Here is a 25,736-nt window from a genome sequence, read left to right as displayed (position 1 = left end):
AAATCTGGCACACTTCGCTTGCGCGGTGTGCGCGGATCAACACGAAGCATCATGGGTATGAATCAGGTAGTGGGAGCGCCGACAGACGTGCGGCAAGAACCGTCATTATTCCTCGGCGACGGCACGGTGCGCGCGCTGATGCGCGAACACGACTGGACTGCCTCGCCACTTGGGCATCCACGCGACTGGCCGCAGGCCTTGCGCACGACGGTTGCGCTGATGCTCGACTCCAAGTTCCCGATGTTCGTCGCTTGGGGCGACGAGCTCGGCTTCCTGTACAACGATGCCTACAGCGTGATTCTGGGCGCCAAGCACCCGGCGTCGCTCGGCCAGCGCTTTCGCGACGTGTGGTCGGACATCTGGGAGGACATCGCGCCACTCGTCGAACGTACGATGGGCGGCGAGTCCATTTACCTCGATCGCTTTCCATTGACCGTGCGCCGCCATGGGTACGATGAAGCAACTTGGTTCCGCTTTTCGTATTCGCCCGTACGACGTGAAGATGGCCTGGTCGCCGGCCTGTTCTGCGCCTGTGTCGAGACCACCAACGAGGTGCTGGCGCAGCGTTACCGCGACGAAGAACACAGTCGCCTCATCAACCTGTTCGAGGAAGCGCCCGGCATCATCGCCGTGTTACGCGGCCCCGACCATGTATTCGAACTGACCAACCGGTCCTACCTGACACTGGTCGGCCATCGCGATCTGATCGGCAAGCCGGTGCGCGATGCGTTGCCCGAGGTGCAGGGGCAGGGCTACTTCGAGTTGCTCGATCAGGTCTATGCCAGCGGCCAGTCGTTTGTCGGTCATGCCGTGCCGCTGCGCGTGCAGCGCGAGCCGGGCGGCCCGCTCGAAGAATGTTTTCTCGATTTTGTCTATCAGCCGATCCGCGACCAGTACGGGAAGGTGACGGGTATTTTCCTGGAAGGCAGCGACGTCACGGTGCGCAAGCGCATCGAGGACGAGCTGCGCGAAGCCAACCGCCAGAAGGATGACTTCCTGGCGATGCTCGCGCACGAACTGCGCAATCCGCTCGCGCCCATCACCACTGCCGCGCAACTGCTGCAGCGCGGCCAGATGGACGCGCCCGGCATTGCGCGCGCCAGTGCGATCATCGCGCGCCAGGCCCAGCACATGACGGCGCTCGTGAACGATTTGCTGGACGTCTCGCGCGTCACGCGCGGACAGGTCACGATGGCGCAGGAGAACGTTGCCGTTGACTCGCTGGTGCAGGAAGCGGTGGAGCAGGTCCGTCCGCTGATCGACAGTTGCCAGCATGCGCTGTTCCTCGACATCGAACCGGGCCTGTACGTGCTGGGCGACCGCACGCGGCTGATTCAGGTCCTGTCCAATATTCTGAACAACGCCGCCAAGTACACGCCAGCCGGAGGGCGCATCGTGCTGAGCGTGCGTACCGATGGTGGCGACGTGCGCATTGCCGTGCGCGACAACGGCCAGGGCATCGAGCTGCCGGTGCTGCCCTACATTTTCGACCTGTTCATCCAGGCCGAGCGCACGCCAGACCGCTCGCAAGGCGGGCTGGGCCTCGGGCTGGCGCTGGTCAAGAGCCTGGTCCTGCTGCATGGCGGCCGCGTCGATGCGCTCAGCGACGGACTGGGCGAGGGCAGTGAATTCGTCGTCTACCTGCCGCTGCTGGCGCCGGTCGTGCCGGTGCCAGCCGAAGCGCCAGCCGCGCCCGCGACTGAGGCGTCAGGCTTGCGCGTGCTGGTGGTCGACGATAACGTTGACGCCGCCGAGATGCTGGCCACGCTGCTGGAGATGAATGGTTACGCCGTCAGTGTCGAGTTCGATGGCGCCAGTGCGCTAGCCACGGCACTGCGCGAGCGGCCGGCTGTGGCGCTGCTCGATATCGGCTTGCCGGACATGGATGGGATGGAACTGGCGCGCCGTCTGCGCGCACAACCGCAGACGGCCGATGCGGTACTGGTGGCGCTGACCGGGTATGGCCAGGCGGAAGACCAGGAGCAGGCCCGGCAGGCCGGCTTCAACCATCATATGGTCAAGCCGGCCGATATCGACCGGTTAATGACGTTGCTGGCCAGCATAGAGCGCTAAGCCGGCAACGTCTGGCTCGCCTTACTTGCCCAGCATCGAAACGACGTTGTCGGCCCCTGGCGCGCCGAACGCCTGCTGTTTGAGCACATGCAACTGGTCGCGCACCTGCGCGGCTTTCTCGAACTCCAGGTTCTTGGCGTGATCGACCATGAGTTTTTCGAGGCGCTTGATTTCCTTGCTGATCTGCTTCTCGCTCATCGACTCGATCTTCGCCGTTTCCTTGGCGTCCTGCAGCACCTCGCGCTCCGCATTCGGGTTGTACACGCCGTCGATCATTTCCTTGATCTTCTTGTGCACGCCTTTCGGGATGATGTTGTTCTCGAGGTTGAACGCAATCTGCTTGGCACGGCGGCGTTCGGTCTCGTCGATGGCGCGCCGCATCGAATCGGTAACGCGGTCCGCATATAGGATCGCCACGCCGTTCAGGTTACGCGCCGCGCGGCCGATCGTCTGGATCAGCGAACGCTCGGAGCGCAGGAAACCTTCCTTGTCGGCGTCAAGCACGGCTACCAGTGACACTTCCGGCAAGTCGAGGCCCTCGCGCAGCAGGTTGATGCCGACCAGCACGTCGAACGTGCCCAGGCGCAGGTCGCGCAGGATTTCGACGCGTTCGACCGTGTCGATGTCGCTGTGCAGGTAGCGCACCTTGATGCCGTGGTCGCCCAGATATTCGGTGAGCTGCTCGGACATGCGCTTGGTCAGCGTCGTCACCAGCACGCGCTCGTCCTTGGCAATGCGGTCGTTGATCTCGCCCATCAGATCGTCCACCTGCGACAGGGCAGGGCGCACGATGATCATCGGGTCGACCAGACCGGTCGGGCGCACCACTTGCTCGACGACGTTGTCGGCGCGGCCCTGTTCGTACTCGGCCGGTGTGGCCGAGACGAAAATCGTCTGGCGCATCTTGCCTTCGAACTCGACGAATTTCAGCGGCCGGTTATCCAGCGCCGATGGCAGGCGAAAGCCATACTCGACCAGGTTTTCCTTGCGCGAACGGTCGCCGTTGTACATCGCGTTGAGCTGGCCGATCATGACGTGCGACTCGTCCATGAACATCAGCGCGTCTTTCGGCAGGTAGTCGATCAGCGTCGGCGGCGGCTCGCCCGGCATCGCGCCGGACAGGTGGCGCGAATAGTTCTCGATGCCCTTGGTGAAACCGATCTCGGCCATCATTTCGAGGTCAAAGCGGGTGCGCTGCTCGAGGCGCTGCTCTTCGATCAGCTTGTTCTGCTGGCGGAATTCTTCGAGGCGGTCGCGCAGCTCGGCCTTGATCGACTCGACCGCGCGCAGCACGGTCGAGCGTGGCGTGACGTAGTGCGAACCCGGATACACGGTAAAGCGCGGGATCTTCTGGCGCACGCGGCCCGTCAGTGGATCGAACAACTGCAGCGATTCGATCTCGTCGTCAAACATCTCGACGCGGATCGCCAGCTCGGCGTGCTCGGCCGGGAAGATGTCGATCGTGTCGCCGCGCACGCGGAACGAGCCACGTGAGAAGTCCATCTCGTTGCGCGTGTACTGCATCTGGATCAGGCGCGCGATGATGTCGCGCTGGGCCACTTTGTCCTTGTGGCGCAGCGTCAGAATCATCTTGTGGTATTCGTTCGGATTACCGATACCGTAGATCGCCGAGACGGTGGCCACGATGACGACGTCGCGCCGTTCCATCAGCGACTTGGTGCACGACAGGCGCATCTGCTCGATGTGCTCGTTGATCGACGAGTCCTTTTCGATGAACAGGTCGCGCTGCGGCACATAGGCTTCTGGCTGGTAGTAATCGTAGTACGAGACGAAATACTCGACCGCGTTTTGCGGGAAGAATTCGCGGAACTCCGAATACAACTGCGCCGCCAGCGTTTTATTCGGCGCAAAAATGATCGCGGGCCGGCCGGCCTGCGCGATCACATTGGCCATCGTGTAGGTCTTGCCGGAGCCCGTGACGCCCAGCAGCGTCTGGTACATCAGGCCGTCGTCGATGCCTTCCATCAGGCCCTTGATCGCGGTGGGCTGGTCGCCCGCCGGCTCGAACGGCTGGTGCAGTTTGAACGGCGAATCCGGGAACGTGATGACGGTCGGTTCGGGAGAAGTTGCGATGGATAATTCAGCCATGCTTACAGACCTTTGTTAGAATGAGAATCCGCTCGCGGCCCTGCAGGTTCAAGGGCCGCTGTCTATACAATTGCAAACCCCGCCGCTGCTAATCCAGCCAACAAAACCGAGTTTATCAGATGACTTCCACTGCCTCCGCCAGCCTGTTCAGTGCCATTGAAATGGCCCCACGCGACCCGATCCTGGGCATTACCGAAGCCTTCAACGCCGACACGAACACCGCGAAAATCAACCTCGGCGTGGGTGTCTATTATGACGACAAGGGCAAAGTGCCGCTGCTCGAGTGCGTGCAGAAAGCGGAAGCGAAACTGATGGAGCAGCCAACGCCGCGAACCTACCTGCCGATCGAAGGTCTGGCAGCGTACGACAAAGCGGTGCAAGAGCTGGTATTTGGTGCCGACAGCCCGGTAATTCAAGAGAAACGCGCGCTGACCGTGCAAGCCATCGGCGGCACCGGCGCACTCAAGATCGGCGCCGACTTCCTCAAGCGCTTCCTGCCATCATCCGACGTGTACATCAGCGATCCGAGCTGGGAAAACCACCGCGCGCTGTTCGAAAGCGCCGGTTTCACCGTCCACAACTACGCGTATTACGACGCAGCCACCCGCGGCGTGAACTTCGACGGCATGCTGGCCGCCCTGAAGGCGATGCCGGCAGGTTCCATCGTCGTGCTGCATGCGTGCTGCCACAACCCGACCGGCGCCGACCTGACGCAAGACCAGTGGGACCAGGTGATTGCTGCCGTTCAGGCCGGCAATCTGGTGCCTTTCCTCGACATGGCGTATCAGGGCTTTGCCAATGGTATCGATGAAGACGGCGCCGTCGTGCGTCGCTTCGCTGCGACCGGCATGGCGATGCTGGTGTCGAACTCGTTCTCCAAATCGTTCTCGCTGTACGGCGAGCGCGTGGGCGCGCTGTCGATCGTGGCCACCACAAGCGAAGAAGCCACGCGCGTGCTGTCGCAACTCAAGCGCGTCGTGCGCACCAACTATTCGAACCCGCCAACCCATGGCGGCAAGGTCGTCGCTACCGTGCTGGCAACGCCTGAACTGCGCAAGCTGTGGGAAGAAGAGCTGGCCGGCATGCGCGTGCGCATCCGCGAAATGCGCGGCGCGATGGTCGAAAAGCTCAAGGCCAAGGCCCCGGGCCACGACTTCGAATTCGTGCGCGAGCAGGTCGGCATGTTCTCGTACTCGGGCTTGACCAAGGAGCAAGTGGGCAAGCTGCGCGACGAATCGATCTACGCCGTGGATACGGGCCGCATCTGCGTCGCGGCGCTCAATTCGACGAACATCGATCGCGTCGTTGACGCCATCGCCAAAGTTCTCTAAAATCTTGGCTCTCTTGATCGCTGTAGGCGCGCAAGAGAGCAGCAGTAGATGGAAAATGAAACGCCTGTTCCGATTTGACAGAAACGTTTCATGAACCATATAATGCCAGCTTCAATTCCCTGATAGCTCAGTTGGTAGAGCGACGGACTGTTAATCCGCAGGTCCCTGGTTCGAGTCCAGGTCGGGGAGCCAGAATACAAGAAGGCCGCATCGAAGGATGCGGCCTTTTTCGTTATGCGGCCTTATGTCGTCTTTTTGGAGAGTTCGCGTGAAGCAACCACTTAAAAGTCACGCCACCTTGATCGAAGGGCAGATGTTCCGCTTCGCGCGAGCCGGGCAGGGCAGTCCCTCGATCGTGCTGATCGGCGGCGCCGGCGGCCCGCTCGATGGCTGGTTCAAGCTGTATCCCGAGATCGAGGCGCTGGGCACCGTGTTCAGCTACGACCGGCCGGGCACGGGCGGCAGTCCGAAGCCGACCGAGGCGCAGTATGGCGAGACCGTGGTCGCGCAGCTGCGTCTGTTGCTGCAGTTCGCCAAGGTGCCGCCGCCGTTCGTGCTGGTGGCGCATTCCTTCGGCGGCCTGCACGCCAACCTGTTCGCGCGCGAGTTCGCCGATGAGGTGGCGGGCGTGCTGTTCATTGAGGCGACGGCGCCACAGGACATCGACAATCTGAAGCAACACCAGTCGGCGCTGCAGCGGGGCTTCGTCAAGCTGCTCGACCGCGTGTCGCCGCGCGATGCGTTCGACGAGCTGCGCAACGAGCGTGAGACCGTCAGGGATATTCTCGAGGCGCCGGCATTCCCGCCCGTGCCGGTGACGGTGCTGTCGGGCACGAAGCGCCTGCCGAGCTGGCTGGTGCCGGCGGCGCTGGTGCGTGAGCGCGAACGTTCGCAGCTGGCGCTGGCAGCCTTGTCGCCATTGGGTGAGCGGGTCGTGGCCGAGCGCAGCGCGCATTTTCCGCAGTTGTCCGAGCCGGAACTGGTGATCGATACCTTGAAGCGCTTGCTGGCGCGGATCGGTCGCTAGATTTTCTTTTAGAAAAATTTGCGAAATCGACACCAGCAGGTATAATGCGGCCTCAATTCCCTGATAGCTCAGTTGGTAGAGCGACGGACTGTTAATCCGCAGGTCCCTGGTTCGAGTCCAGGTCGGGGAGCCAGAATACGAAGGGCCGCATGCAAATGCGGCCCTTTTTGTATTGGGGCCTGGATCGGCTTACTTGCCCGACACCGGCTTGACCTTCGCCGCTGCCTCAAGCGCACGTTCACGCGCCGTCGCGATATCATCGGCCGTCGCCAGTGCCACGCCCATGCGCCGCCGTGCAAACGACTCCGGCTTGCCAAACAGGCGCACATCGGCGCCCGGTACCTGCAGCGCTTCGGCCACGCCCTCGAACGCAATCCCGGCTTCATCGAGCTGACCGTAGATCACGGCCGATGCACCCGGCGCGCGCAGGGCCACGTTCACCGGCAAGCCGAGAATCGCCTTCGCATGCAGTTCGAACTCGCTTTGCACCTGGCTGGCCATCGTCACCATGCCCGTGTCGTGCGGGCGTGGGCTCACTTCCGAGAACCACACCATATCGCCCTTGACGAACAGTTCGACGCCGAACACGCCCAGTCCGCCCAGATTGCCTGTCACCTTGGCAGCGATTTCGCGCGAGCGCTCCAGTGCCAGCGGCTGCATCGGATGCGGCTGCCACGATTCGACGTAGTCGCCCTGGACTTGCTTGTGCCCGATCGGATCGCAGAAGCTCGTTTCAATCTGGCCATCCGCGCCCAGCGAGCGCACCGTCAGCAACGTGATTTCGTAATCGAAGTCGATGAAGCCTTCGGCAATCACGCGCCCGGCATCGACGCGCCCGCCGCTGGCGGCGTATGCCCAGGCCGCGGCCACGTCGCCCGCACCATCGAGCTTGGACTGGCCCTTGCCCGACGACGACATCACCGGCTTGACCACGCACGGAAAGCCCACGGCAGCGCACGCAGCCTGCAGCTCGGCCAGGCTACTGGCAAACTGGTACGGCGACGTGGCCAGCCCCAGTTCTTCGGCGGCCAGGCGGCGGATGCCTTCGCGGTTCATCGTCAATTGCGCCGCGCGTGCGGTCGGGATGCAGGTGATGACGCCCGCCGCTTCCAGTTCGGCCAGCTTGTCGGTGGCGATCGCTTCGATTTCCGGCACCACGAGGTGAGGGTGCTCTTGCGCGATCAGCGCTTCGAGCGCGGCGCCGTCGGTCATGTCGATCACGTGCGCGCGGTGCGCGACCTGGTGACCCGGCGCGTTTGAATAGCGGTCGACCGCGATCACTTCGACGCCCAGGCGTTGCAGCGAGATGATCACTTCCTTGCCCAGTTCGCCCGAGCCGAGCAGCATGACGCGGGTTGCGGAAGGAGAGAGTGGGGTGCCGAGGGTGCGTGAAATGGTCATGGTCGTTCGGGGAACAAGGAGGTGGTGGGAAGCTGCGACTATAGCAAAAGCGCCCTTTGGCAGCGGCCGGCCAGCCGATTCACACACTGCTCTGGTCAAACCGCAAATGCCCAGCTATAATATTGCCTCAATTCCCTGATAGCTCAGTTGGTAGAGCGACGGACTGTTAATCCGCAGGTCCCTGGTTCGAGTCCAGGTCGGGGAGCCAGAACAAGAGAAGGGCCGCATGCGAATGCGGCCCTTTTTGCATTTCCGGCGCCAGTCAGTCAGCGTCCCTTCTTTTTATTTGCGGTGTAGGTCCGCGTATAAAACCCCGCCGGCTTCTTCGCCACCCACAGGATGAACGCCGCGATATCCGCGTGCCCGCGCAGCGCTTCCCACGTGTGATAGGTCTGCAGCAGTTCGCGCTCGGTGAACGCCGAGTGGATCTTGCGATGGCAGATCTTGTGGATCGGGTACTGGTCGCGCCCCTTGAACGTCTTCGGGATCAGGTGATGGCGGTCGACGTGCTCCGTTCCCAGCGGTCGCCCGCATAGCGGGCAGGGGTCATCGGGCGTGGTCGTGGCTTGGTGAAGTGGCATGCGCGCCATATGCAGGGCGATTTTTTACCGCACAAGTCTTGACCCGAGTTTGCTGGAATGATACCAAGCGGGACGAACCCTTGTTAAATGGTATTAGTGTAGAATTAACCCTGAATTATCGCGCAGCACGTTACCCCTCCAGCCCTGAAAGCGACGCAGTTTGCAATGATCGAAGACAACTCCACCGTTTGTTCCGTGCTGTTGATCGACGATGAGTCGTTTGCCCAGGACATCATCGCCCATGGCCTCAAAAGCTGTGTCGGTCACCAGCTCCGGTACGAATCCAGCCCGGCGCGTGCCGTCGAGGTCGCGCGCGATGTCGATGCGACGGTGGTGATCGTTGATTTACGCATGCCTGGTGGTATGGATGGTTTCGACGTGATCGCCATGCTGCGCGCGCATCCGGACACGCACGACGTGCCGGTCATCCTGCTCTCTTCCGAAGACGACCCCGACACCAAGGCCAAGGCCTTCGCCATCGGCGCCAATGACTATATGGTCAAGTGGCCCGATCCGCGCGAACTCGTGGCGCGCGTGCGTTACCACAGCGGCGCCTGCATCGCGCGGCGCGAGCGCGACGAAGCCTTTGCGTCGCTGCGCCTGAGTCAGGAGCAGCTGGCGGCGAGCCAGCTGGCGCTGCACCAGGCGCAAAAGATGGAAGCGATCGGCCAGCTCACTGGCGGCGTGGCCCACGATTTCAACAACGTCCTGCAAATCATCGGTGGCAATCTGCAATTGCTGAAAATGGTCGGCAACCTGAACGACGCTGCGCGTACGCGCGTCGAGATGGCGCTGTCGGGCGTCGAGCGCGGCGCCAAGCTGGCCGCCCACCTGCTGGCCTTCGCGCGGCGCCAGCCGCTGCAGTCGATCGTCATCGATCCGACCCACCTCGTGCGTGAGCTCGACGACATGGCCCGCCGCGTCCTTGGCGCCGGCACCCGTGTCGAGACCGAGGTCGCGCCGGCACTGGGCAGCACCATGGTCGATCCCAACCAGCTCAACAATGTGCTGCTGAACCTGGTCATTAATGCGCGCGACGCAATGCCCGATGGCGGCACGCTGACCATCCGCGCCGTCAATGCGGCGGCCGATGACGATTTGCCGCCCGACGTTCCGCACAACGATTACGTGATGCTCGAGATCGCCGATACGGGCAAGGGCATGCCGCCCGACGTGCTGCGCCGGGCGTTCGAGCCGTTCTTTACCACCAAGCCGACGGGCCAGGGCACGGGCCTGGGGCTGTCGATGGCGTATGGTTTCGTCAAGCAGTCTGGCGGCGAAATCGTGCTGCGCAGCAAGCCGGGCAAGGGCAGCAGCGTGCGTATCTATCTGCCACGCAGCACCGCGACGCCGGCTGAGCAAGCAGAGGCAGCCGTGCACCCGTCACTGACAGGCGGCCTGGAAACCATTCTTGTGGTTGAAGACGAAGAGGACGTGCGCTCATCGACCTGCGGCATCCTATCGGCGCTCGGCTACGAAGTGCTGGAAGCGAGCGATGCGGCCAGCGCTGCGGCGCTGGTGGAAGAAGGCCGGCATATCGACCTGGTGTTTACCGACGTGATCATGCCGGGGCCGCTGTCGAGCCTGCAACTGGGCGAGATCGTGCGCCGTCACCTGCCGGAGTGCGAAGTGCTGTACACGTCAGGCTACGCCGAAGGCGTGCTGACCCACGAAGGCAAGCTGGACGCGTCGGTCCATCTGCTGCAGAAACCCTACCATCCGGACGCGCTCAGTGCGCGCATCCGTCATTTGCTGCGTCGTTCGCGGCGCGCCTCAGGCAAGCCGCAAACGGCCAGTCACTTCGGCTTGATGTAACGGTGCGAGCCTGGCGGCGGCTCGTTGAGCACCGCCCAGAAGATTCCCAGGTCGGCAATCGCGCGCACGAATTCATTAAAATCGACCGGCTTGACCACATACGCATTCACACCCAGCTCGTAGCTGCGGATCACGTCCTGTTCTTCCTTGGACGACGTCAGCATCACCACCGGCACTGACCGCAGGTCAGCGGTGTTGCGGATTTCCTTGAGCACTTCGAGTCCGTCTACCTTCGGCAATTTCAGGTCGAGCAGGATCACGGCCGGATTGCCGAGCTGGCGGCCGTCGAATTCGCCGCGCCGGTGCAGATAGTCGAGCGCCTCGGCGCCGTCGCGCGCGACCACGACTTCGTTGGCCAACTGGCTCTTCGACAGGGCGATGAGGGTGAGCTCCAGGTCGTGTGGATTGTCTTCTACCAGGAGGATGGGCTTAAGCATGGGTGCCTTGTTCTGTGATGGCTTGTTTGGGGAGGGTAAAGGAGAAGGTCGCGCCTTCGCCCTGGATCGAGTCGGCCCAGACGCGGCCGTTGTGGCGTTCGATGATGCGCCGCACATTGGCCAGGCCGATGCCCGTGCCCTGGAAATCTTCCATCCGGTGCAGGCGCTGGAATACACCGAACAGCTTGTGCACGTAATCGCGGTTGAAGCCGGCGCCGTTGTCGGCCACGTGGAACGCGATATCGTCGCCGGCATCCTCGGCCCAGATCCGGATCACGGCCGGGTTGCGTCCGTTGGTGAATTTGACGGCGTTGGACAGCAGGTTGAACATTGCCAGGTGCAGGAAACTCGGATCGCCCTGCACGACCGGCAGGCGGTCAATGTGCCAGTCGACGCGGCGCTGGCCGATCTCGATGCCCAGCTTGTCGATGCAGCCCGATACTAGGTCGGTCATGTCGATGCTGGTAGGGCGCAGCGCGGCCCGGCCCATCTGCGAGAACGACAGCAGATCGTCGACCAGCTTGCCGGCCAGGCGCGCCGACTCCTTGATGTTCTTCAAAAAGCGCTGGCGCAGGGCCACGTCTTCGCTGCCGGCCGATTCGAGCAGCAGGTCGGAGAAGCCGGCGATATGGCGCAGCGGCGCGCGCAGGTCGTGCGAGACCGAATACGAAAACGCTTCGAGTTCCTTGTTGGCGCGGCCCAGTTCTTCGGCCAGTTCGGCCATCTGCTCGGCGCGCTCGAGCGCGATGCCCAATAGCGCCGTGCGGAACTCGGTGGTCATCTCGATTTCGGCGGCGTGCCACGGCAGGCTGTGGCCGTGGATGGTTTCGCGCCAGGTGGCAAAGCTTTGGCGCGGCGTCAGTTGCCCTGGCGTGCCGGCACTGGCTTCCTTCTCGTGCGGATTGCCGGCCCATTCGACGGTCTGCACCAGCTCGGGCCGGAACCACAGCAGGTAATGCTGGTGGATGCGCGAGATCGGCAGCGCCAGTAAACCGCTGGCATTCTGGATAAAAGCCCTGGCCGGCGGGTATACGGCGGCCAGTTCGTCGGTATGAAAGACTTCGGTGTGGCCATGCACGGCGAGCCACGTCGACAGGTCGCGGATGGCTGTTTCGTCGGGCGTGTCGCCGTAGGTCAGGATGCGGTCGTCGACCACGACGGCCACGCCGCCGGCACGCGCAAAGCGCAGCAGTTCGCTGAACACACCGCTGAGGTTGTCGACAAAGTCGGTGCCCTTGGTGAGGCGGCCGAGCACCTCGACCATGATGCGGCGCACGTCGAGGCGGAACTGCAGTTCGGCGCTGTCTTCGCGGCTTTCGATGCACAGTGCCAGGATCTGGCCTAGCTGCTCGCAGGCCGTGCGCTTTTCGACCGATACCGGGCACGGCGTGGCGTTGTGGCATGCGATCAGGCCCCACAGCTTGCCCCGCACGATCAGCGAGACCGACATCGACGCCAGTGTGCCCATATTGCGCATGTATTGCAGGTGCACGGGCGAGACGCTGCGCAGCGCGGCAAATGACAGGTCGTTGCGCGCGCCGCTGGCCGGATTCTCGGCCGGGATCAGCGCCTCGGCCTCGTAATTGGCGTCCTGGATCACGCGGATCGGCGAGAGCGTGTACAGCTCGCGCGCCTGCGACGGAATATCGCTGGCCGGGAATGCCTGGCCCAGGTATGACTTGTAGTCGGGCGCTTTGGCTTCGGCCACCACGCGGCCGTGGCCGCTCGGGTCGAACCGGTACACCATCACGCGGCCGTAGCCCGTGACCGAGCGCACGTGGCGCGCGGCCAGATCGGTCAGTGCGGTGATCGACGCGTGCTCGCCGACTTTGGCGAGAAAGTCAGTGATGAGCGGGTATAGATGGCGAAAGTCGGCCGGCTCGGCGCGCTCGACGGTTTCGAATTCAGCGATCACCAGGCCATCCCAGACGTGACCGAGCACATCGAAATGGCGGCCATTGTCGAGCGTGACGGTACCGAGATACATCGGGCGCTGGCCGAGCGTGTCGCTGGCCAGTTCGCGCGCCATGCGCTCGCCACAGGCCTGGCCAATAACGGCGGCCACTGGCAGGCCGAGCGCTGCTTCCGGTGCCAGGCCCGCCAGCGGGAGCAGGTTGGCGCTGGCCTGCAACACGTCGAGTGCAGGCGAGAGCGTCAGCATGAAGCCGTGTGGCTGGATACTTCCAGGCGTGCGAATCGGTTCGCTGGCGCAGCTGGAAATGTCGAGTTGGTCGGGGGATGCCTGGGTCATGGGCCTTTGGGGTAACGCACAGGTGAGCAGGGCCATATTGTAACGTGAAAGTGTGTTTTCAAATCACGGTGTAACGATTTGTCCCCGCTTCGACGTGTCCTTGAAATGAGAATTGTTCTCATTTAAGATGGGTCCTGGTCCAGGAACAGGAGGCGCAGATGACCGCATACCGGGAAGCCGATGGCTTGGGTGGCGAACACGTGACGTTGCTACGGGCGCATGCAGACGCACAGGCGCGCTGCAGTGCGCTGCTGCAGGCGCAGGCCGCGCGCATCGCCGCCATGGAAGCGCAGTTGATCCGCGCGCGCGCCGCGGCGATGCGCGTGACGACGGCGCTGGCGTGGGAACGCGAAGACCGCGCCGCCCTTGATGCGGCGCTGCCGGGCCTCGGCCGCCGCGTTGCGCTGGGCCGCCAGGTGGCTGCGTTGCAGACGCGCGTGCATGACTTGACGCGTACGCTGCAGCGCCGTGAGCTGGCCGGGCAGACAGGCAGCGCGGGTCACTCGGCGCACTCGCCGGCAGGATTGGCCGCGGACCTGGAAGCGAGCCTGCAGGCCGCCGACCTGGTGATTTGCCAGACCGGTTGCATGAGCCACGGCGACTACTGGCGCGTGCAGGACCATTGCAAGCGCACCGGCAAGCTGTGCATGCTGGTGGACCAGCCCGACGGGTTGCAGATTGTGCGGATCCACCGGCCTGACGAGGTGTTTTTACCCTGAGATACAGAGGCAGGAGGGGTCGGGACGCGGGTTTGGTTATGTCGTTCATGCGTGTAAGCCAGGCTAGCGCCGTGGTGTGCGGCGGTGGGGTGAACGCGTGGGCGGCATAGCCGCCCACGCTACAGGATTGCCGGTCTGCGCAGAGGCGTTCTCCCGGCGCTACAGCGCGAAGATGATGTCGCTGATCCGGTCGTACAGCGGATCAGCCGATGGCCCTTGATTGGGCCAGTTCAGGATATCGAAGTGGTCGTATCCCGGGTAGTTGCCCAGAAAGTTCCATGTTCCGGGCAGCGCCGTGCCGTTGTAGTCGCGTACCGGGTGCCCGCCGGGCGCGCGCATGCTGACCGTGTTGACGACGCCGTCGCTCGCGAACCAGTCGCTGTCGATGCGCACCCGGTTTGGCACATTGATGGTGTAGCTGCCCATGCCGCGCTGGGCGGCCGAGGGCACGATCCACTCGCCGGCGAACGATTTGAAGTAGGGCATCATGTCGGCGCGCGCGTACTGGAACGCCGTCGTCTGGATTGGTGCGATCGCGCGGTCGGTGCCGTTGCAGCACCAGCTGCCGCTGGCGGTGGCAAGGGTAGCAACTGAAAAATAGTAGACGCTGGGCGAAGTGAGCGCCCACCGGTTGAATTCGCGAGCGCCGTCCGGCGCGAGCTCCCAGCTGGCAGCCCGGTTGCGCAGGATGTCGCGCAGCACGATGGGCACATTGGGCAGGATATTCAGGACCGCGTCACTGAGCGTGGTGCCATTGTGCGGCGCCGAGATCGTCGTCGCGCTGCGGATCCAGCCCGTCTTGCCGCCCCTGAACAGCGCGCCGTCGCCTTCGTCCGTCGTTGCGCCGTGCTCGAGCAGCTGGATCAGGGCGCGGATGGTCGTGCCGCCCTGGCTGTGGCCGATCATGTGGATCGGATGGTTACGGCCCCATTGCGGGTACAGTGCGAGCGGATAGGCGTGCGGGTTGTTGCGTGCATCGGCGGCCCAGCATTTGCCGGGCGGCTTTTGCACCTGACCGGGCACGCCCTGGGCGGCGACGTGCGCCTTGCCGTAGTCGACGCAGCCGCCCTTGATCTGCGCATACAGCTCGGCTGCGCGGTCCCAGTTCGACGCGATCGGGCTGACGGCGGCGGCAACCACCGTGTGCGGGCCGCGGTAGACCTGCATGTGCGCGGCGATGTCGCCATAGCCGCCCCAGTAGTTGAAGCCGCTCTTCTGGAACTCGTCGGGGCCGAAGCCCAGAAAGCCGTGTACCAGCACGACAGGATCGTTGTTCGCGGCTGTGGCGGCGGGGACAGCCAGCAGCCCGATGGCGAAAACGAGAAACGCGGCAGCGCAGGCGTGGACGAGACGAACCATTGGTATGCTCCTGACAATGCAACAGCCGCATTGTCTGATGCATCACGAAGCGGCGGTTTGCGCTGGATCGACCGGGCGCACCGTAAAGCGAACTCATGCAGGAAGAACTGCGCAAGCCGCTTGACAAGCCCGCGCGATCAGCGCGCGGTCGTACTACCCACCGATGTCGTCGGATCGGATTCGGCCGTCGGGGCCGGCGCCGGCATGATTGCCGCCGTGGCCGCTGCCTTCTCGGCCCCGTCGATGCGCTCGTCATGCCAGACCACATAGTCGTCGACCGAGTACAGTCGGCACGGCTCCTTGCTCTTGGCCGAGCACGTGGCCAGTGCGCGTCCGTCCGGATCTTCGCCTTCCTCGGCCCAGGTCCAGCCGCCGCTGGCCGACACGGCAAACGCACGCGGCGTCATCTTGGTCAGGTAATCGCGGTAGGCGCGGCGGCCGGTCTCGGACAGGAACGGTACGGCGGCGATATCGTCGACCTGCGCGTAATCGGTGCGCGCCGGGCTGGGCGGGGCAGGGACGTCGATCACGACGGCGGTCGGCATCCCGATCTCGCGCAGGAACTGTTCAGTATCTTGCAGCCAGACTTTTTCGCCGTCGCGGCTGGCCAGCATGCCGTGTGCGTCGCGCTTGAAGGCGGGGAATTCGACCAGGCGGCCACGGCCGCCGGCCGCGGCATAGGCGGCGTGCATGCGGCTGGCCAGCTCCGGGCCGAACAGTGAATCGTTCTGGCCGTACATCCACAGGCTCGGGACTTTTGCCTTGGCGCCGTAGTCGGCAAAGGCCGCCACCAGTTGCGAGCGCCACGCGCAGCGGTTGCTGTCGTCGCGCAAGCCGCCCGCAAAATTGATCAGGCCGCGCACGCCCGGCAGCGCCTCGGTGCCCAGCGCGATGGCCGCCAGCCCGCCATACGACTGGCCGGCCACGATCATGCGACCGCCGTCGATCCATGATTGCTGGCGCGCATAGGCGAGGGTGGCGCGGATGTCTTCGGCCTGGGTGTAGCCATTGGCCGTCATGTCGCAGCCGCGATCGCGGTAGCGCCCGCCTGACTTGGAAAAGCCCTGGCGCATCGGCACCATCACCGCATAGCCACGCTTCACGAACACGGACGCCATATGATAGAAGCGGTCGCGCGACTGCAGGCTCGGGCGGCCCGGATCCTTGCCGTGGTTGATGACGATCAGGGGGAAGGGCCCGGCGCCATCGGGCTGGAAAACGGTGGTTTCGAGCAGGACATCGTCTGGCCCGGCCGGCACCTGGATGACGCGCTCGTTCATCCGGTAGTCGAGCGTGCTGGTGAGGGGCTTGGGTGCCGGCAGTTCTTGCGAGAAGCCGACTGCGGGCAGCATCGCCAGCGTGGCAAGCGAAGCGGAGATCAGGGTGCGAATGGCGTGGATGTTCGACATGGCTGACTCTGGAAATGCTGCCACACGAAACTATTTCCGCACGGCACAACTTGAGTCTAGAGCCAATAAATCCGTAGAGCAATATCTGGTTGGTCAACTTTTGCATTAAATGGTTTGGGTGTGGCGAAAGCGCCATCCGACGTGAAGTCGAGCAAAGGCGTAAGATAGCGAGCCTGACAATTACGGTGAAACAGCAGGATGAGCAAGTACGCGCCACGCGAATGGGCACCCGACGAAAAGCCGATGCTGCCCGGCTCTCCGTCCACGCCAGCGCACACGACAAAGCTGCGATTGGCCTATCTGGCGGTCGGCATCCTCGTCACGATCACGGGCGGCCTGGGCAACGCACTGGTCGCCGTCAACCTGATCAATCTGCAGGGCGTGCTGGGCGCGTATCAGACCGAAACGGCCTGGCTGCCGGCCGCCTACGTGATGGCCAACGCGTCGATGAACCTGCTGCTGGTGAAATTCCGGCAACAGTTCGGCCTGCGCCTCTTTACCGAATGCTTCCTGGTGCTGTACGCGCTGGTCACGCTGGCCCACCTGTTCGTCAACGATCTCGGCTCGGCCATTGCCGTGCGCGCCGCCCACGGCATGCTGGCCGCCGCCGTCAGTCCGCTTGGTCTGTATTACACGTTGCAGGGCTTCAAGAAAGAATGGCGCCTGAAAGGCATCGCGATCTCGCTCGGCACGGCCCAGCTGGCGCTGCCGCTGGCCTATATTTTCTCGGGCGACCTGCTGCGCATTGCCGAGTGGCGCGGCCTGTACATGTTCGAGCTGGGCCTGGCGCTGGTGTCGCTGGGCGCCGTGCTACTGCTCAAGTTGCCACCGGGCGACCGGATCAAGGCGTTTCGCCCCACCGATTTCGTCACGTTCGCGCTGTTTGCGCCGGGCATGGCGCTGCTGTGCATGGTGCTCACGTTCGGGCGCATCTTCTGGTGGACCGAACAGGCGTGGATCGGCGTGGCGCTGGCGGTGTCGATCTTCCTGCTCGCGGCCGCGATGTGCGTCGAGCACAACCGGGCGAACCCGCTGCTCAACCTGCGCTGGCTGACCAACCGCAGCATCCTGCGCGTTGCGCTCTCGCTGCTGCTGGTACGCATCGTGCTGTCCGAGCAGAGCGTGGGCGCCGTGGGTTTTCTGCGCGCCGTGGGGTTGGACAATAACCAGATGCAGTCGCTGTTCCTGTGCGTGCTGGCGGCCACCGTTGCCGGCATCGTGGTGTCGGCGCTGACCGTCAACGTGAAGCACCTGATGGCGCCGCAGGTGATTGCGTTGCTGCTGATGGCGCTGGGCGCCTGGATGGACGCGCATGCCAACAACCAGACCCGCGCCGAGCAGATGTACCTGAGCCAGAGCCTGCTCGCGTTCGGCGGCACGCTGTTCATCGGGCCGTCGCTGATCTCGATGATCGTCACCGTGATCGGCAATCCTGGCGCCCTGATCAGTTTCTCGGTGCTGTTCGGCCTGACCCAGAACCTGGGCGGCCTGATCGGCTCGGCGCTGGTCGGCACATTCCAGATCATGCGCGAGAAATTCCACTCGTCGACGATTGTCGAGGGCCTGAGTTTGCTCGATCCGCTGGTGGCCGGGCGCATCCAGTCCGGTGCGGCGGCGGCCGGGCAGTTGCTGGCCGACCCCGCCGCGCGCACGCGCCAGAGTCTGGCGTCGCTGGCCGCCAGCGCCACGCGCGAAGCCAACATCCTGGCCTACAACGACGTGTTCCTGATGATCTCCCTGATTGCTGCCGTGAGCGCGACCTGGATCTTCCTGCACGCCGTCTGGATGCATTACAACCCACCGGCTACCGCGGCGGCAGCGGCGCCGGCACCGGCACCCGCCGCACCTGTCAATAACATTCCTGCACCCATTACCGTCACCGATTGATATGTCAGAACCCGTTCCTACCCCCGCGCGCCCGAAGCGCAAGATCATCCTCAGTGCGCTGGCCTTTGCCGCCATCGCGCTCGTCGGCATCCTGATCGTGCTGTACGCCTGGAACCTGCCGCCGTTTCGCAGCACGCTGCAGGCGACCGAGAACGCGCTGGTGCGCGGGCAGGTGACGATCATCAGTCCGCAACTGAGCGGCTACGTGACCGAGGTCCGCGTGCAGGATTTCCAGACCGTCAAGAAGGGCGAGCTGCTGCTGCGCATCGATGACCGGATCCCGATCCAGCGCCTGGCGCAGGCCCGCGCCGAACTGGCCAACCGCAAGGCGGCGCTGGCCAATTTCGCGCAGACGAACGCCAGCGCCCGCGCCACCATCGCCCAGAACCAGGCGCTGCTGGCATCGAACGAAGCGCAGGCCCGGCGCAGCAGCGCCGACCTGCGCCGCGTGGAAGAGCTAGCGGCCGATGGTTCGCTGTCGGCGCGGGAACTGGACGCCGCGCGCGCCACGCGCGCCCAGTCTGCGGCCAGCCGCGACCAGGCGCGCGCCTCCGTCGAAATCGCCCGCCAGAACCTGGCGTCGGTCGGCGTCAACCGCGCTGCCCTCGAAGCGGCAGTCGCCAGCGCCGAAGCGGCTGTCAAGCTGGCCGAGATCGACCTGGCCAATACCAACATCACTGCGCCGCGCGACGGCCAGCTGGGGCAAGTGACCGTGCGTCAAGGCGCTTTTGTGAATGCCGGCGCGCAGCTGACCGCGCTGGTGCCGAACCAGATGTGGATCATCGCCAACCTGAAGGAAACGCAGATGGCGGGGGTGGCCGTTGGCCAGCCGGTCAGTTTTAGTGTTGACGCGCTGGGCGGCGCCAAGCTGCGCGGGCACGTCGAGCGCATCGCGCCGGCGACCGGTTCGGAGTTTTCGGTGATCGCGCCGGACAACGCCACCGGCAACTACGTCAAGATTGCCCAGCGCATTCCGGTGCGCATCAGCATCGCCCCGAACCAGCCGCTGGCCAACCGCCTGCGGCCCGGGATGTCGGTGGTGACGACGATCGATACGGCTGCTGCCACCACGGCGAACGCGGGGCAGCGGTGAAGCGGCGGTTAGTGGTTCTGACGGTGCCACTCCTGTTGGCCGCCTGCGCGATGGCGCCGCAGCCGGCGCCGCCGTCCTCGGTGACGGTGCCGGTGGCGTGGCGCACGACCTTGCCCGGCGCGAATGCCAGCGTCGAGCGTGACTGGTGGCGCGCGTTCGGCGATCCGGCGCTGGACGCGCTGGTGCGACAGGCCCAGGCGAACAATGGCGACCTCAAAATCGCCCGCGCGCGGCTGCAGGAATACCAGGCGCGCATTCGCGTGGCCGACAGCGCGCGCCTGCCTGCGCTGAACCTGTCGCTGGCGCCGACGCGGGCGCGCGCCATCGGCCCGCAAGGCACGCCGATTGAATCGACGTCGCTCGTGGGCGCGGTGCAGGCCAGCTACGAGCTGGACCTGTTCGGCCGCGTGGCCAACACGGTCGAGGCGGCGCGGTTCGAGGCGCTGTCGCAGGAGGCGGCGCTGGAAGCAGCGGCGCTGGCGGTGGCGGCCAATACGGCGTCGGGTTACCTAAACCTGCTGGGCCTGGACGCGCAGCTGGCACTAGCCAAGGCCACGCTGGCCTCGCGCGAGCGCTCGTACAACCTGGCGCGGCACCAGTTCGAGGTGGGCTACAGCTCGCGCCTGGAAATGTCGCAGGCCGAAGCCGAATTGCACGCGACGGCCGGCACCGTGCCGCAGCTGGAGCGGCAGGTGGCGCAGCAGGAGCAGGCACTGAATCTGCTGCTGGGCGCGAGTCCGGGCGCGATTGCGCGCGGTACCGATCTGCTGTCGCTGCGTGAGCCGACCCCGGGCGCCGGCTTGCCATCCGAACTGCTGCGGCGCCGGCCCGACATCGCCCAGGCCGAGCAGGCCATCGCGGCGGCCGACGCCAGCCTGGCCGTGGCGCGCGATGCGCTGCTACCGTCGATCCGGCTGACGGCGTCGCTCGGGGCAGGGGCGGGCGGTATCTCGCAATTGCTGCGCTCGCCAACGGAATTGTGGAGCATCGGCGGTAGTGTCCTCGCGCCACTGTTCGACGCGGGCCGCCTGCGTGCGCAGGCCGAGATCGCCGGCACGGTGCGCGATCGCGCCATCTATGGCTATGAATCCGTGGTGCGCACGGCGTTTGCCGAGACCGAGAATGCCCTGGCGTCGATCGACGGCTTGCAGCGGCAACTGGTGGAAGCCGAGGCACGGCGCGCGGCGGCCGGCGAAGTGCTGCGCGTGGCCCACAACCGCTACACGAATGGTTATGCGTCGTACCTGGAAGAGCTCGACGCGCAGCGTACCGCGTTCAGTGCCGACCTCGCGGCGCTGCAACTGCGCACGAGTTTGCTGGCGGCGCATGTCGATCTGTACCGGGCGCTGGGTGGCGGCTGGACGCCGGCGCCGTGAACGGTGCGGCTGGCTTGAAGCGCGCTGTCTGCACGACCTGCCTGCGGGCGCAGTCGGCCTGCATTTGTCGCTGGATCACACCGGTGCAGGCGCAGGCGCACTTGCTGATCCTGCAGCATCCGCTGGAAGTGGGCAATGCCAAGAACAGCGCGCGCTTGCTGCACCTGTGTGTGAATGGCAGTGTAATGAAGGCCGGCGAAGCGTTCGATGCCGGGGTGCTCGACAGCCTGCTGCATGCGGACGGGCGCACGCCCGTGCTGCTGTATCCGGCCACACCAGATGATGCCGGCCTGCCCGCACCGCCGCCGATGCCGGCGCTGCCCGCCGACGCGCTGCGGCTGGTGCTGCTCGACGCCACCTGGCGCAAGAGCCGCAAGATGCTGTATCTGAACCCGGCGCTGCAACGGCTGCCGCGCCTGGGCCTGACGGACGTGGCGCCTTCGAACTACCGCATCCGCAAGGCGCACGCGCCGCATCAGTTATCAAGTCTCGAAGCGGCGGCGCAAGCGCTTGGACAACTTGAAAACGCGCCCGGGTGCTTTGGCCCGCTACTTGACGCCTTCGACGGGTTTGTCGCACAACAGGCGGCCTACGTGCGTGCTTGAGCTGCCGGATCACTCGCTGCAACGCAAGCGAATCCGATGAACAGGGTGTGAACCGTTGTGTGGGTTGCTGAACTGAAAAACCCGTGACGGTGAACCGCATTTTGACCTGTTTCCTGTATGATCAAATCATGCAAGAACAATCCTCAACCTCCCCCACGGTGTACTACGACGGCGGCTGCCCGGTATGCACCCGCGAGATCGCCCTCTATCAGCGTCAGGACGGAGCCGACCAGGTGTGCTGGGTCGACGTCGCCCACTGCGCGCCCGAAGCGCTTGGCCCGGGACTGAACCGCGAGGCCGCCATGGCGCGCCTGCACATGCGCCGTCCCGATGGCACCCTGGCCAGCGGTGCGGAGGCATTCACCCTGCTGTGGCGGTCCCTGCCACGCTGGGCGTGGCTTGGACGGCTGCTGGGGTCCAGGGTCGCGCTGGCGTTGCTGGAGCCGGCCTATCGCCTGTTCCTCGTCATGCGGCCGCTGTGGCGCGGCCGCGGCAGCAAGCGATGAGTGGCACGTGCCTACGGGTGGCGGTGGTGGGGGCCGGCATTGCCGGGGCCACCTGTGCGCGCGCGCTGGCCGATGAAGGGCATGCGGTGCAGGTGTTCGACAAGTCGCGCGGGGTTGGCGGGCGCATGTCCACCAGGCGTGTGACGTCGATTGCTGGCGTCAACGCCATGCTGGGTCTGGATCACGGGACGCCGTGCTTTGCTGCCACGGGCGCCGACTTCCTGGGTTTCGTGGAAGAGAGTCAGCGCGCCGGGCTGCTGGCGCGCTGGACGCCGCGGCTAGCGCATGGCGCAGCCCTGCCTGGCGGCGCGTTCTGGGTTGCCACGCCCGACATGCCGGCCCTGTGCCGCGCGTTGTTGAAGGACCTGCCGTTGCATACCCTGTGCACGGTCGATGGCGTGCGTCGCAGCGGCGCAACGTGGTCTCTGGAGAGTGCCGGTGTGACCGTGGCCGATGGCTTCGACGCCGTGGCGCTGGCGATCCCGCCGCAACAGGCGGCCGCGCTGCTGGGCGTGCATCGCCCGGATTGGGCCGCGCGCGCGCAGGCCGTGCCGATGTTGCCCGTCTGGGTCTTGATGGGCACAACCGACGCGCCCGCAACGGGCTGTGACTGGGACCTGGCGCTGCCCGCATCCGGCCCGTTGGCGCTGGTGGTGCGCAACGATGCCAAGCCGGCCCGCGCAGTGCTGGCGGGGCAGGCCCAGTGGGTGGTGCACGCAACGCCCGACTGGACCGGCGCGCATCTGGATACGCCGCCTGACCAGGTGCAGGCGATACTGCAGGCGGCGCTTGCCGATTGCATCGGCGGCACTCTGGCCTGGCGTTTCGCGGCCGTGCATCGCTGGCTGTATGCAACGTTGGCAGCGGCGCCCCGTGACGAGGAGACCGCTGGCGCCTGGTGGGACGCGGGCATGGGACTTGGCGTGTGCGGCGATGCCCTTGCCGGCGGCGGTGTGGAAGGCGCCTGGCGCTCCGGCCGCGCATTGGCAGCGCTGGTGTCTGCTGCTGCGAGCGAGGCCCAAACATGAGCGCGCTTGCAAACGAAATCGCCCGCTTCGACCGACTCGGCGCTACCTGGTGGGATCCGAACGGCCCGATGCGGCCACTGCATGTCACGAACGCGTTGCGCCAGGCCTATCTGCTGGCGTGCATGGCCTCGCATTTCGGCCGCGCCGATACGTCGCTGGCGGGTCTGCGCATCCTCGACGTCGGCTGTGGCGGCGGGCTGCTGTCCGAACCGCTGGCGCTGCGCGGCGCGCACGTGGTCGGCAACGATGCCTCACCCGGCAACCTGGCGGCGGCGCAACGCCATGCCGCTGCGAGCGGCGCGGTAGTCGATTATCGCCTGGGCGAACTGGAGACTGTCCTGCAGCCCGATGAATGCTTCGACGTGGTACTGGCGCTCGAAGTGGCCGAGCATGTGGCCGACCCCGACGCCTTCATCGAAGAGGTGGCTCGGCGCGTGGCGCCCGGTGGTTTGCTGCTGGCGTCGACGATCGACCGCAGCTGGAAGAGCTACCTGTTGGCCATCGTGGCAGCGGAGTACGTGTTGCGCGTGCTGCCACGTGGCACGCACCAGTGGCGTCGCTTCGTCAAACCCGCCGAGATGCTGGCTGCAGCCACTGGGGCCGGGCTGCAGCGGATCGATCTACGCGGCATGCGTTACCTGCCGGTTTTGCATCGTGCCTCATGGTGCAACGATACGAGCGTGAACTATCTGGCGACCTTTGCCCGTCCGCACAACTAGCGGCTTGCGTGCGTCTTGAATTTGGTGGAGTAGCGGCGTAATATACTGTATGGACATACAGTATGGAGCAGCGGCCATGATCGACACCGATGAGCCCATCCGTCGCGAGCGGGTAGAAGAACACATCATGCTGGCGCCGCCGCGCGTTGCACGCAAGGGACGTGGTGCGGTGTCAAATATGCAAGGACGCTATGAGGTCAACGGTCGTGAACGTTTTGACGACGGCTGGTTTGATGCTGATTCTGAATCGACTGCCGGGTCGACCGGTGAACCGGCTGCGTTCAAGACGGTGGTCACCGACGAGTTCGCCAAGACTATCCTGTCGCGCAACACGTCGCCCGATATTCCGTTCAGCGTATCGCTCAATCCCTACCGGGGTTGCGAGCACGGCTGCATTTATTGCTTCGCGCGGCCCACGCACAGCTATCTCGGCCTGTCGCCGGGCCTCGATTTTGAGTCGCGGCTATTCGCCAAGGTCAATGCCCCGGAATTGCTGCGGCGCGAACTGGCTAAGACAGGCTACGTCCCCGAACACATTGCCATCGGCGTGAACACCGACGCCTACCAGCCCTGCGAGCGTGAGCGCCAGATCACGCGCCAGGTACTGGAGGTATTGTCCGAATGCCGCCACCCGCTTGGCCTGATCACCAAGTCGTCGCTGATCGAGCGCGACATCGACCTGCTGGCGCCAATGGCGGCCAACAATCTGGCGTGCGCGGCAGTGACGCTCACGACGCTCGATGCCCAGATATCACGAACGCTCGAGCCACGCGCGGCCGCGCCGATGCGCCGTCTGCGCACGATCCGTAAGCTAACCGACGCCGGCATTCCTGTCAGCGTGAGCGTGGCGCCGATCATCCCGTTCGTGACCGAGCCCGAGATCGAACGCATCCTCGAGGCGGCGCGCGACGCCGGCGCGGTCGGCGCGCACTACACGGTGCTGCGGCTGCCGCACGAAGTCAATCCGCTGTTCCAGGAATGGTTGCAAGCCCATTTTCCGGACCGCGCGCAGCGGGTGATGAACCGCATCCGCGAGATGCGGGGTGGCAAGGATTACGATGCCGACTTTGCACAGCGCATGCATGGTGACGGCGTGTGGGCCGACCTGATCCGGCAGCGCTTTGAAAAAGCGGTCGAACGCCTTGGCTTCAAGTCATTGCGCGGCCGCTTCGGGCGGCTCGACCGCTCGCAATTCCGGCGGCCACTGGTGGTGCCGGCGGGTACAGCGAAGGCACGCGCAAGCGTCGCGAGCCAGTTGGACCTGTTCTGAACGCGCGCGCGTACATCGACGCATTTCTCGAGCACATATGTTGCAATTGCCCGCGGTGGCTGCCGCCCGCACCGATGCTTGTCTGACGCTTGTTCCTGGCAGGCCGCCATGGTTGCCGACCCTGCGCGGGCTGGTACACCATTGACGTCCATCTACCGAGCAACCCGCCTCGATTGCCCATGCGATACTCGCATCAATCAAAAGGAGAGCGCGATGTTTTTTGATAGCTGGGAAAGTCTGTACCGTGTTGTCGTGGTCGGGGTTGCTGCTTATGCGGGCCTGATCTTTCTGCTTCGGCTGAGCGGCAACCGAACGCTTTCAAAAATGAATTCGTTCGATTTTGTCGTGACGGTGGCTTTCGGATCGACCTTGTCGACCATCCTGGTCAACCAGAATGTCAGCCTGGCGCTGGGCCTGGCGGCACTGGCCCTACTGGTCGTGCTGCAACTGGCGATCACGTGGTGCTCAGTGCGCTCATCGCTGGTCAACGCCATCGTCAAGACCAGGCCGACCGTGCTGCTAAAAGGTGGCCAGCTCTGCCAGGATGCCCTCAAGCGTGAGCGCGTAACCGACGACGAGGTCATGGCCGCAGTGCGCAAGCAAGGGCGTGGATCGTTGCACGACATCGATCTCGTCATCCTTGAAGCCGATGGCAGCCTGTCGGTCATTCCGACCAGCCAGGCCGGCGACCGCTCCGCCTGTGCAAAACTTGGTGGCGTCGCGGACTGATCCGCGTCGCG

At 64.8% G+C, this 25,736-nt stretch carries 21 protein-coding genes and 3 tRNA genes; 17 read left to right on the top strand and 7 right to left on the bottom strand.

All coding sequences use genetic code 11. The annotated features are described in order from the left end of the window. The first annotated feature begins 51 nt into the window (after positions 1–51). On the top strand, positions 52–2,073 hold the full coding sequence (locus AC56LV_RS10210; RefSeq protein WP_499557367.1) for a hybrid sensor histidine kinase/response regulator: 2,022 nt from the start codon (positions 52–54) through the stop codon (positions 2,071–2,073). A 21-nt stretch (positions 2,074–2,094) separates the two neighbouring features. Here the strand turns inward: AC56LV_RS10210 and uvrB are convergent, their stop codons facing one another. Further along, positions 2,095–4,182: an excinuclease ABC subunit UvrB gene (gene uvrB / locus AC56LV_RS10205; protein WP_499557365.1), complete on the bottom strand. Its 2,088-nt coding sequence runs from the start codon at positions 4,180–4,182 to the stop codon at positions 2,095–2,097. A 119-nt stretch (positions 4,183–4,301) separates the two neighbouring features. On the opposite strand from uvrB, the gene AC56LV_RS10200 reads away from it, so the two are divergent. From AC56LV_RS10200 to AC56LV_RS10185, 4 genes are all read left to right on the top strand, one after another. After that, positions 4,302–5,513, top strand: a complete 1,212-nt coding sequence (locus tag AC56LV_RS10200) for an amino acid aminotransferase (protein WP_499557363.1) — start codon at positions 4,302–4,304, stop codon at positions 5,511–5,513. A gap of 116 nt (positions 5,514–5,629) precedes the next feature. Next, positions 5,630–5,705 (top strand) — tRNA-Asn (locus tag AC56LV_RS10195). 76 nt (positions 5,706–5,781) lie between these two features. Beyond that, a complete protein-coding gene (locus AC56LV_RS10190) occupies positions 5,782–6,540 on the top strand; it encodes an alpha/beta fold hydrolase (RefSeq protein ID WP_499557361.1) in 759 nt (252 codons plus the stop codon). 57 nt (positions 6,541–6,597) lie between these two features. Then, positions 6,598–6,673: transfer RNA gene (locus AC56LV_RS10185), tRNA-Asn, on the top strand. A 56-nt stretch (positions 6,674–6,729) separates the two neighbouring features. On the opposite strand, the gene purT is transcribed toward AC56LV_RS10185, so the two are convergent. After that, positions 6,730–7,941: a formate-dependent phosphoribosylglycinamide formyltransferase gene (gene purT / locus AC56LV_RS10180; RefSeq protein ID WP_499557359.1), complete on the bottom strand. Its 1,212-nt coding sequence runs from the start codon at positions 7,939–7,941 to the stop codon at positions 6,730–6,732. A gap of 132 nt (positions 7,942–8,073) precedes the next feature. Here purT and AC56LV_RS10175 point away from each other — a divergent pair. Continuing rightward, positions 8,074–8,149, top strand: a tRNA-Asn gene (locus AC56LV_RS10175). Between the two features lie 58 nt (positions 8,150–8,207). On the opposite strand, the gene AC56LV_RS10170 is transcribed toward AC56LV_RS10175, so the two are convergent. Next, on the bottom strand, positions 8,208–8,522 hold the full coding sequence (locus tag AC56LV_RS10170) for an HNH endonuclease (RefSeq protein WP_499557357.1): 315 nt from the start codon (positions 8,520–8,522) through the stop codon (positions 8,208–8,210). Positions 8,523–8,687: 165 nt separating this feature from the next. Between AC56LV_RS10170 and AC56LV_RS10165 the strand changes: the two genes are divergently transcribed. Next, positions 8,688–10,337, top strand: coding sequence for a response regulator (locus AC56LV_RS10165; protein WP_499557355.1), 1,650 nt, complete (start codon positions 8,688–8,690; stop codon positions 10,335–10,337). On the opposite strand, the gene AC56LV_RS10160 is transcribed toward AC56LV_RS10165, so the two are convergent. Both AC56LV_RS10160 and AC56LV_RS10155 read right to left on the bottom strand, forming a co-directional pair. Further along, positions 10,319–10,774, bottom strand: a complete 456-nt coding sequence (locus AC56LV_RS10160) for a response regulator (RefSeq protein WP_499557353.1) — start codon at positions 10,772–10,774, stop codon at positions 10,319–10,321. The genes AC56LV_RS10165 and AC56LV_RS10160 overlap by 19 nt on opposite strands. Further along, positions 10,767–13,025 carry an ATP-binding protein gene (locus AC56LV_RS10155; protein WP_499557351.1) on the bottom strand — a complete coding sequence of 753 codons (2,259 nt, stop codon included), beginning with the start codon at positions 13,023–13,025 and terminating at the stop codon, positions 10,767–10,769. Before AC56LV_RS10155 ends, AC56LV_RS10160 begins: the two co-directional genes overlap by 8 nt. Before the next feature lie 158 nt (positions 13,026–13,183). Here AC56LV_RS10155 and AC56LV_RS10150 point away from each other — a divergent pair, with 158 nt between their 5' ends. Further along, positions 13,184–13,744, top strand: coding sequence for a DUF2325 domain-containing protein (locus AC56LV_RS10150; RefSeq protein WP_499557349.1), 561 nt, complete (start codon positions 13,184–13,186; stop codon positions 13,742–13,744). Positions 13,745–13,903: 159 nt separating this feature from the next. Here AC56LV_RS10150 and AC56LV_RS10145 read toward each other — a convergent pair whose 3' ends face one another. Together AC56LV_RS10145 and AC56LV_RS10140 are read right to left on the bottom strand one after the other, a co-directional pair. Further along, entirely contained in the window at positions 13,904–15,103 is a 1,200-nt protein-coding gene (locus AC56LV_RS10145; protein WP_499557347.1) for an esterase/lipase family protein, read from the bottom strand. Positions 15,104–15,240: 137 nt separating this feature from the next. Continuing rightward, complete coding sequence (locus tag AC56LV_RS10140) at positions 15,241–16,512, bottom strand: dienelactone hydrolase family protein (RefSeq protein ID WP_499557346.1); 1,272 nt, start codon at positions 16,510–16,512, stop codon at positions 15,241–15,243. A 198-nt stretch (positions 16,513–16,710) separates the two neighbouring features. Between AC56LV_RS10140 and AC56LV_RS10135 the strand changes: the two genes are divergently transcribed. The 9 genes from AC56LV_RS10135 to AC56LV_RS10095 all read left to right on the top strand — a co-directional run bounded on the left by AC56LV_RS10135 (position 16,711) and on the right by AC56LV_RS10095 (position 25,725). Next, positions 16,711–18,399, top strand: coding sequence for an MFS transporter (locus AC56LV_RS10135; RefSeq protein ID WP_499557344.1), 1,689 nt, complete (start codon positions 16,711–16,713; stop codon positions 18,397–18,399). Between the two features lies 1 nt (position 18,400). Next, on the top strand, positions 18,401–19,492 hold the full coding sequence (locus AC56LV_RS10130) for an HlyD family secretion protein (RefSeq protein WP_499557342.1): 1,092 nt from the start codon (positions 18,401–18,403) through the stop codon (positions 19,490–19,492). A 23-nt stretch (positions 19,493–19,515) separates the two neighbouring features. Beyond that, the gene (locus AC56LV_RS10125; RefSeq protein ID WP_499557340.1) at positions 19,516–20,868 is read left to right on the top strand and encodes an efflux transporter outer membrane subunit; all 1,353 of its coding nucleotides are present in this window, start codon (positions 19,516–19,518) and stop codon (positions 20,866–20,868) included. Continuing rightward, positions 20,865–21,473 (top strand): tRNA-uridine aminocarboxypropyltransferase, encoded by a 609-nt coding sequence (locus AC56LV_RS10120; protein ID WP_499557338.1) that lies wholly within the window; start codon positions 20,865–20,867, stop codon positions 21,471–21,473. The genes AC56LV_RS10125 and AC56LV_RS10120 overlap by 4 nt, the downstream gene beginning before the upstream one ends. Positions 21,474–21,556: 83 nt before the next feature. Beyond that, entirely contained in the window at positions 21,557–21,979 is a 423-nt protein-coding gene (locus AC56LV_RS10115) for a thiol-disulfide oxidoreductase DCC family protein (protein WP_499557336.1), read from the top strand. After that, complete coding sequence (locus tag AC56LV_RS10110; protein ID WP_499557334.1) at positions 21,976–23,007, top strand: NAD(P)/FAD-dependent oxidoreductase; 1,032 nt, start codon at positions 21,976–21,978, stop codon at positions 23,005–23,007. Before AC56LV_RS10115 ends, AC56LV_RS10110 begins: the two co-directional genes overlap by 4 nt. Then, positions 23,004–23,726, top strand: coding sequence for a bifunctional 2-polyprenyl-6-hydroxyphenol methylase/3-demethylubiquinol 3-O-methyltransferase UbiG (ubiG, locus tag AC56LV_RS10105; protein WP_499557332.1), 723 nt, complete (start codon positions 23,004–23,006; stop codon positions 23,724–23,726). The genes AC56LV_RS10110 and ubiG overlap by 4 nt, the downstream gene beginning before the upstream one ends. 76 nt (positions 23,727–23,802) lie before the next feature. Continuing rightward, positions 23,803–24,996: a PA0069 family radical SAM protein gene (locus AC56LV_RS10100; protein WP_499557330.1), complete on the top strand. Its 1,194-nt coding sequence runs from the start codon at positions 23,803–23,805 to the stop codon at positions 24,994–24,996. A gap of 213 nt (positions 24,997–25,209) precedes the next feature. Continuing rightward, entirely contained in the window at positions 25,210–25,725 is a 516-nt protein-coding gene (locus tag AC56LV_RS10095; protein ID WP_499557328.1) for a DUF421 domain-containing protein, read from the top strand. Positions 25,726–25,736 lie beyond the last annotated feature (11 nt).

The organism is Telluria sp. RB2R28 (assembly GCF_059685835.1).
The sequence above is the reverse complement of the archived record's forward strand: the minus strand, read 5'-3'. Positions and strand labels throughout refer to the sequence as shown.

What these genes read in the sequence shown, in the direction of transcription:
- AC56LV_RS10145 (WP_499557347.1), bottom strand. Translation starts at nt 15,103, where the DNA reads ATGGTTCGTCTCGTCCACGCCTGCGCTGCCGCGTTTCTCGTTTTCGCC.
- AC56LV_RS10200 (WP_499557363.1), top strand. Translation starts at nt 4,302, where the DNA reads ATGACTTCCACTGCCTCCGCCAGCCTGTTCAGTGCCATTGAAATGGCC.
- uvrB (WP_499557365.1), bottom strand. Translation starts at nt 4,182, where the DNA reads ATGGCTGAATTATCCATCGCAACTTCTCCCGAACCGACCGTCATCACG.
- AC56LV_RS10100 (WP_499557330.1), top strand. Translation starts at nt 23,803, where the DNA reads ATGATCGACACCGATGAGCCCATCCGTCGCGAGCGGGTAGAAGAACAC.
- AC56LV_RS10140 (WP_499557346.1), bottom strand. Translation starts at nt 16,512, where the DNA reads ATGTCGAACATCCACGCCATTCGCACCCTGATCTCCGCTTCGCTTGCC.
- AC56LV_RS10160 (WP_499557353.1), bottom strand. Translation starts at nt 10,774, where the DNA reads ATGCTTAAGCCCATCCTCCTGGTAGAAGACAATCCACACGACCTGGAG.
- AC56LV_RS10095 (WP_499557328.1), top strand. Translation starts at nt 25,210, where the DNA reads ATGTTTTTTGATAGCTGGGAAAGTCTGTACCGTGTTGTCGTGGTCGGG.
- AC56LV_RS10210 (WP_499557367.1), top strand. Translation starts at nt 52, where the DNA reads ATGGGTATGAATCAGGTAGTGGGAGCGCCGACAGACGTGCGGCAAGAA.
- AC56LV_RS10110 (WP_499557334.1), top strand. Translation starts at nt 21,976, where the DNA reads ATGAGTGGCACGTGCCTACGGGTGGCGGTGGTGGGGGCCGGCATTGCC.
- purT (WP_499557359.1), bottom strand. Translation starts at nt 7,941, where the DNA reads ATGACCATTTCACGCACCCTCGGCACCCCACTCTCTCCTTCCGCAACC.
- AC56LV_RS10150 (WP_499557349.1), top strand. Translation starts at nt 13,184, where the DNA reads ATGACCGCATACCGGGAAGCCGATGGCTTGGGTGGCGAACACGTGACG.
- AC56LV_RS10130 (WP_499557342.1), top strand. Translation starts at nt 18,401, where the DNA reads ATGTCAGAACCCGTTCCTACCCCCGCGCGCCCGAAGCGCAAGATCATC.
- ubiG (WP_499557332.1), top strand. Translation starts at nt 23,004, where the DNA reads ATGAGCGCGCTTGCAAACGAAATCGCCCGCTTCGACCGACTCGGCGCT.
- AC56LV_RS10170 (WP_499557357.1), bottom strand. Translation starts at nt 8,522, where the DNA reads ATGCCACTTCACCAAGCCACGACCACGCCCGATGACCCCTGCCCGCTA.
- AC56LV_RS10155 (WP_499557351.1), bottom strand. Translation starts at nt 13,025, where the DNA reads ATGACCCAGGCATCCCCCGACCAACTCGACATTTCCAGCTGCGCCAGC.
- AC56LV_RS10135 (WP_499557344.1), top strand. Translation starts at nt 16,711, where the DNA reads ATGAGCAAGTACGCGCCACGCGAATGGGCACCCGACGAAAAGCCGATG.
- AC56LV_RS10165 (WP_499557355.1), top strand. Translation starts at nt 8,688, where the DNA reads ATGATCGAAGACAACTCCACCGTTTGTTCCGTGCTGTTGATCGACGAT.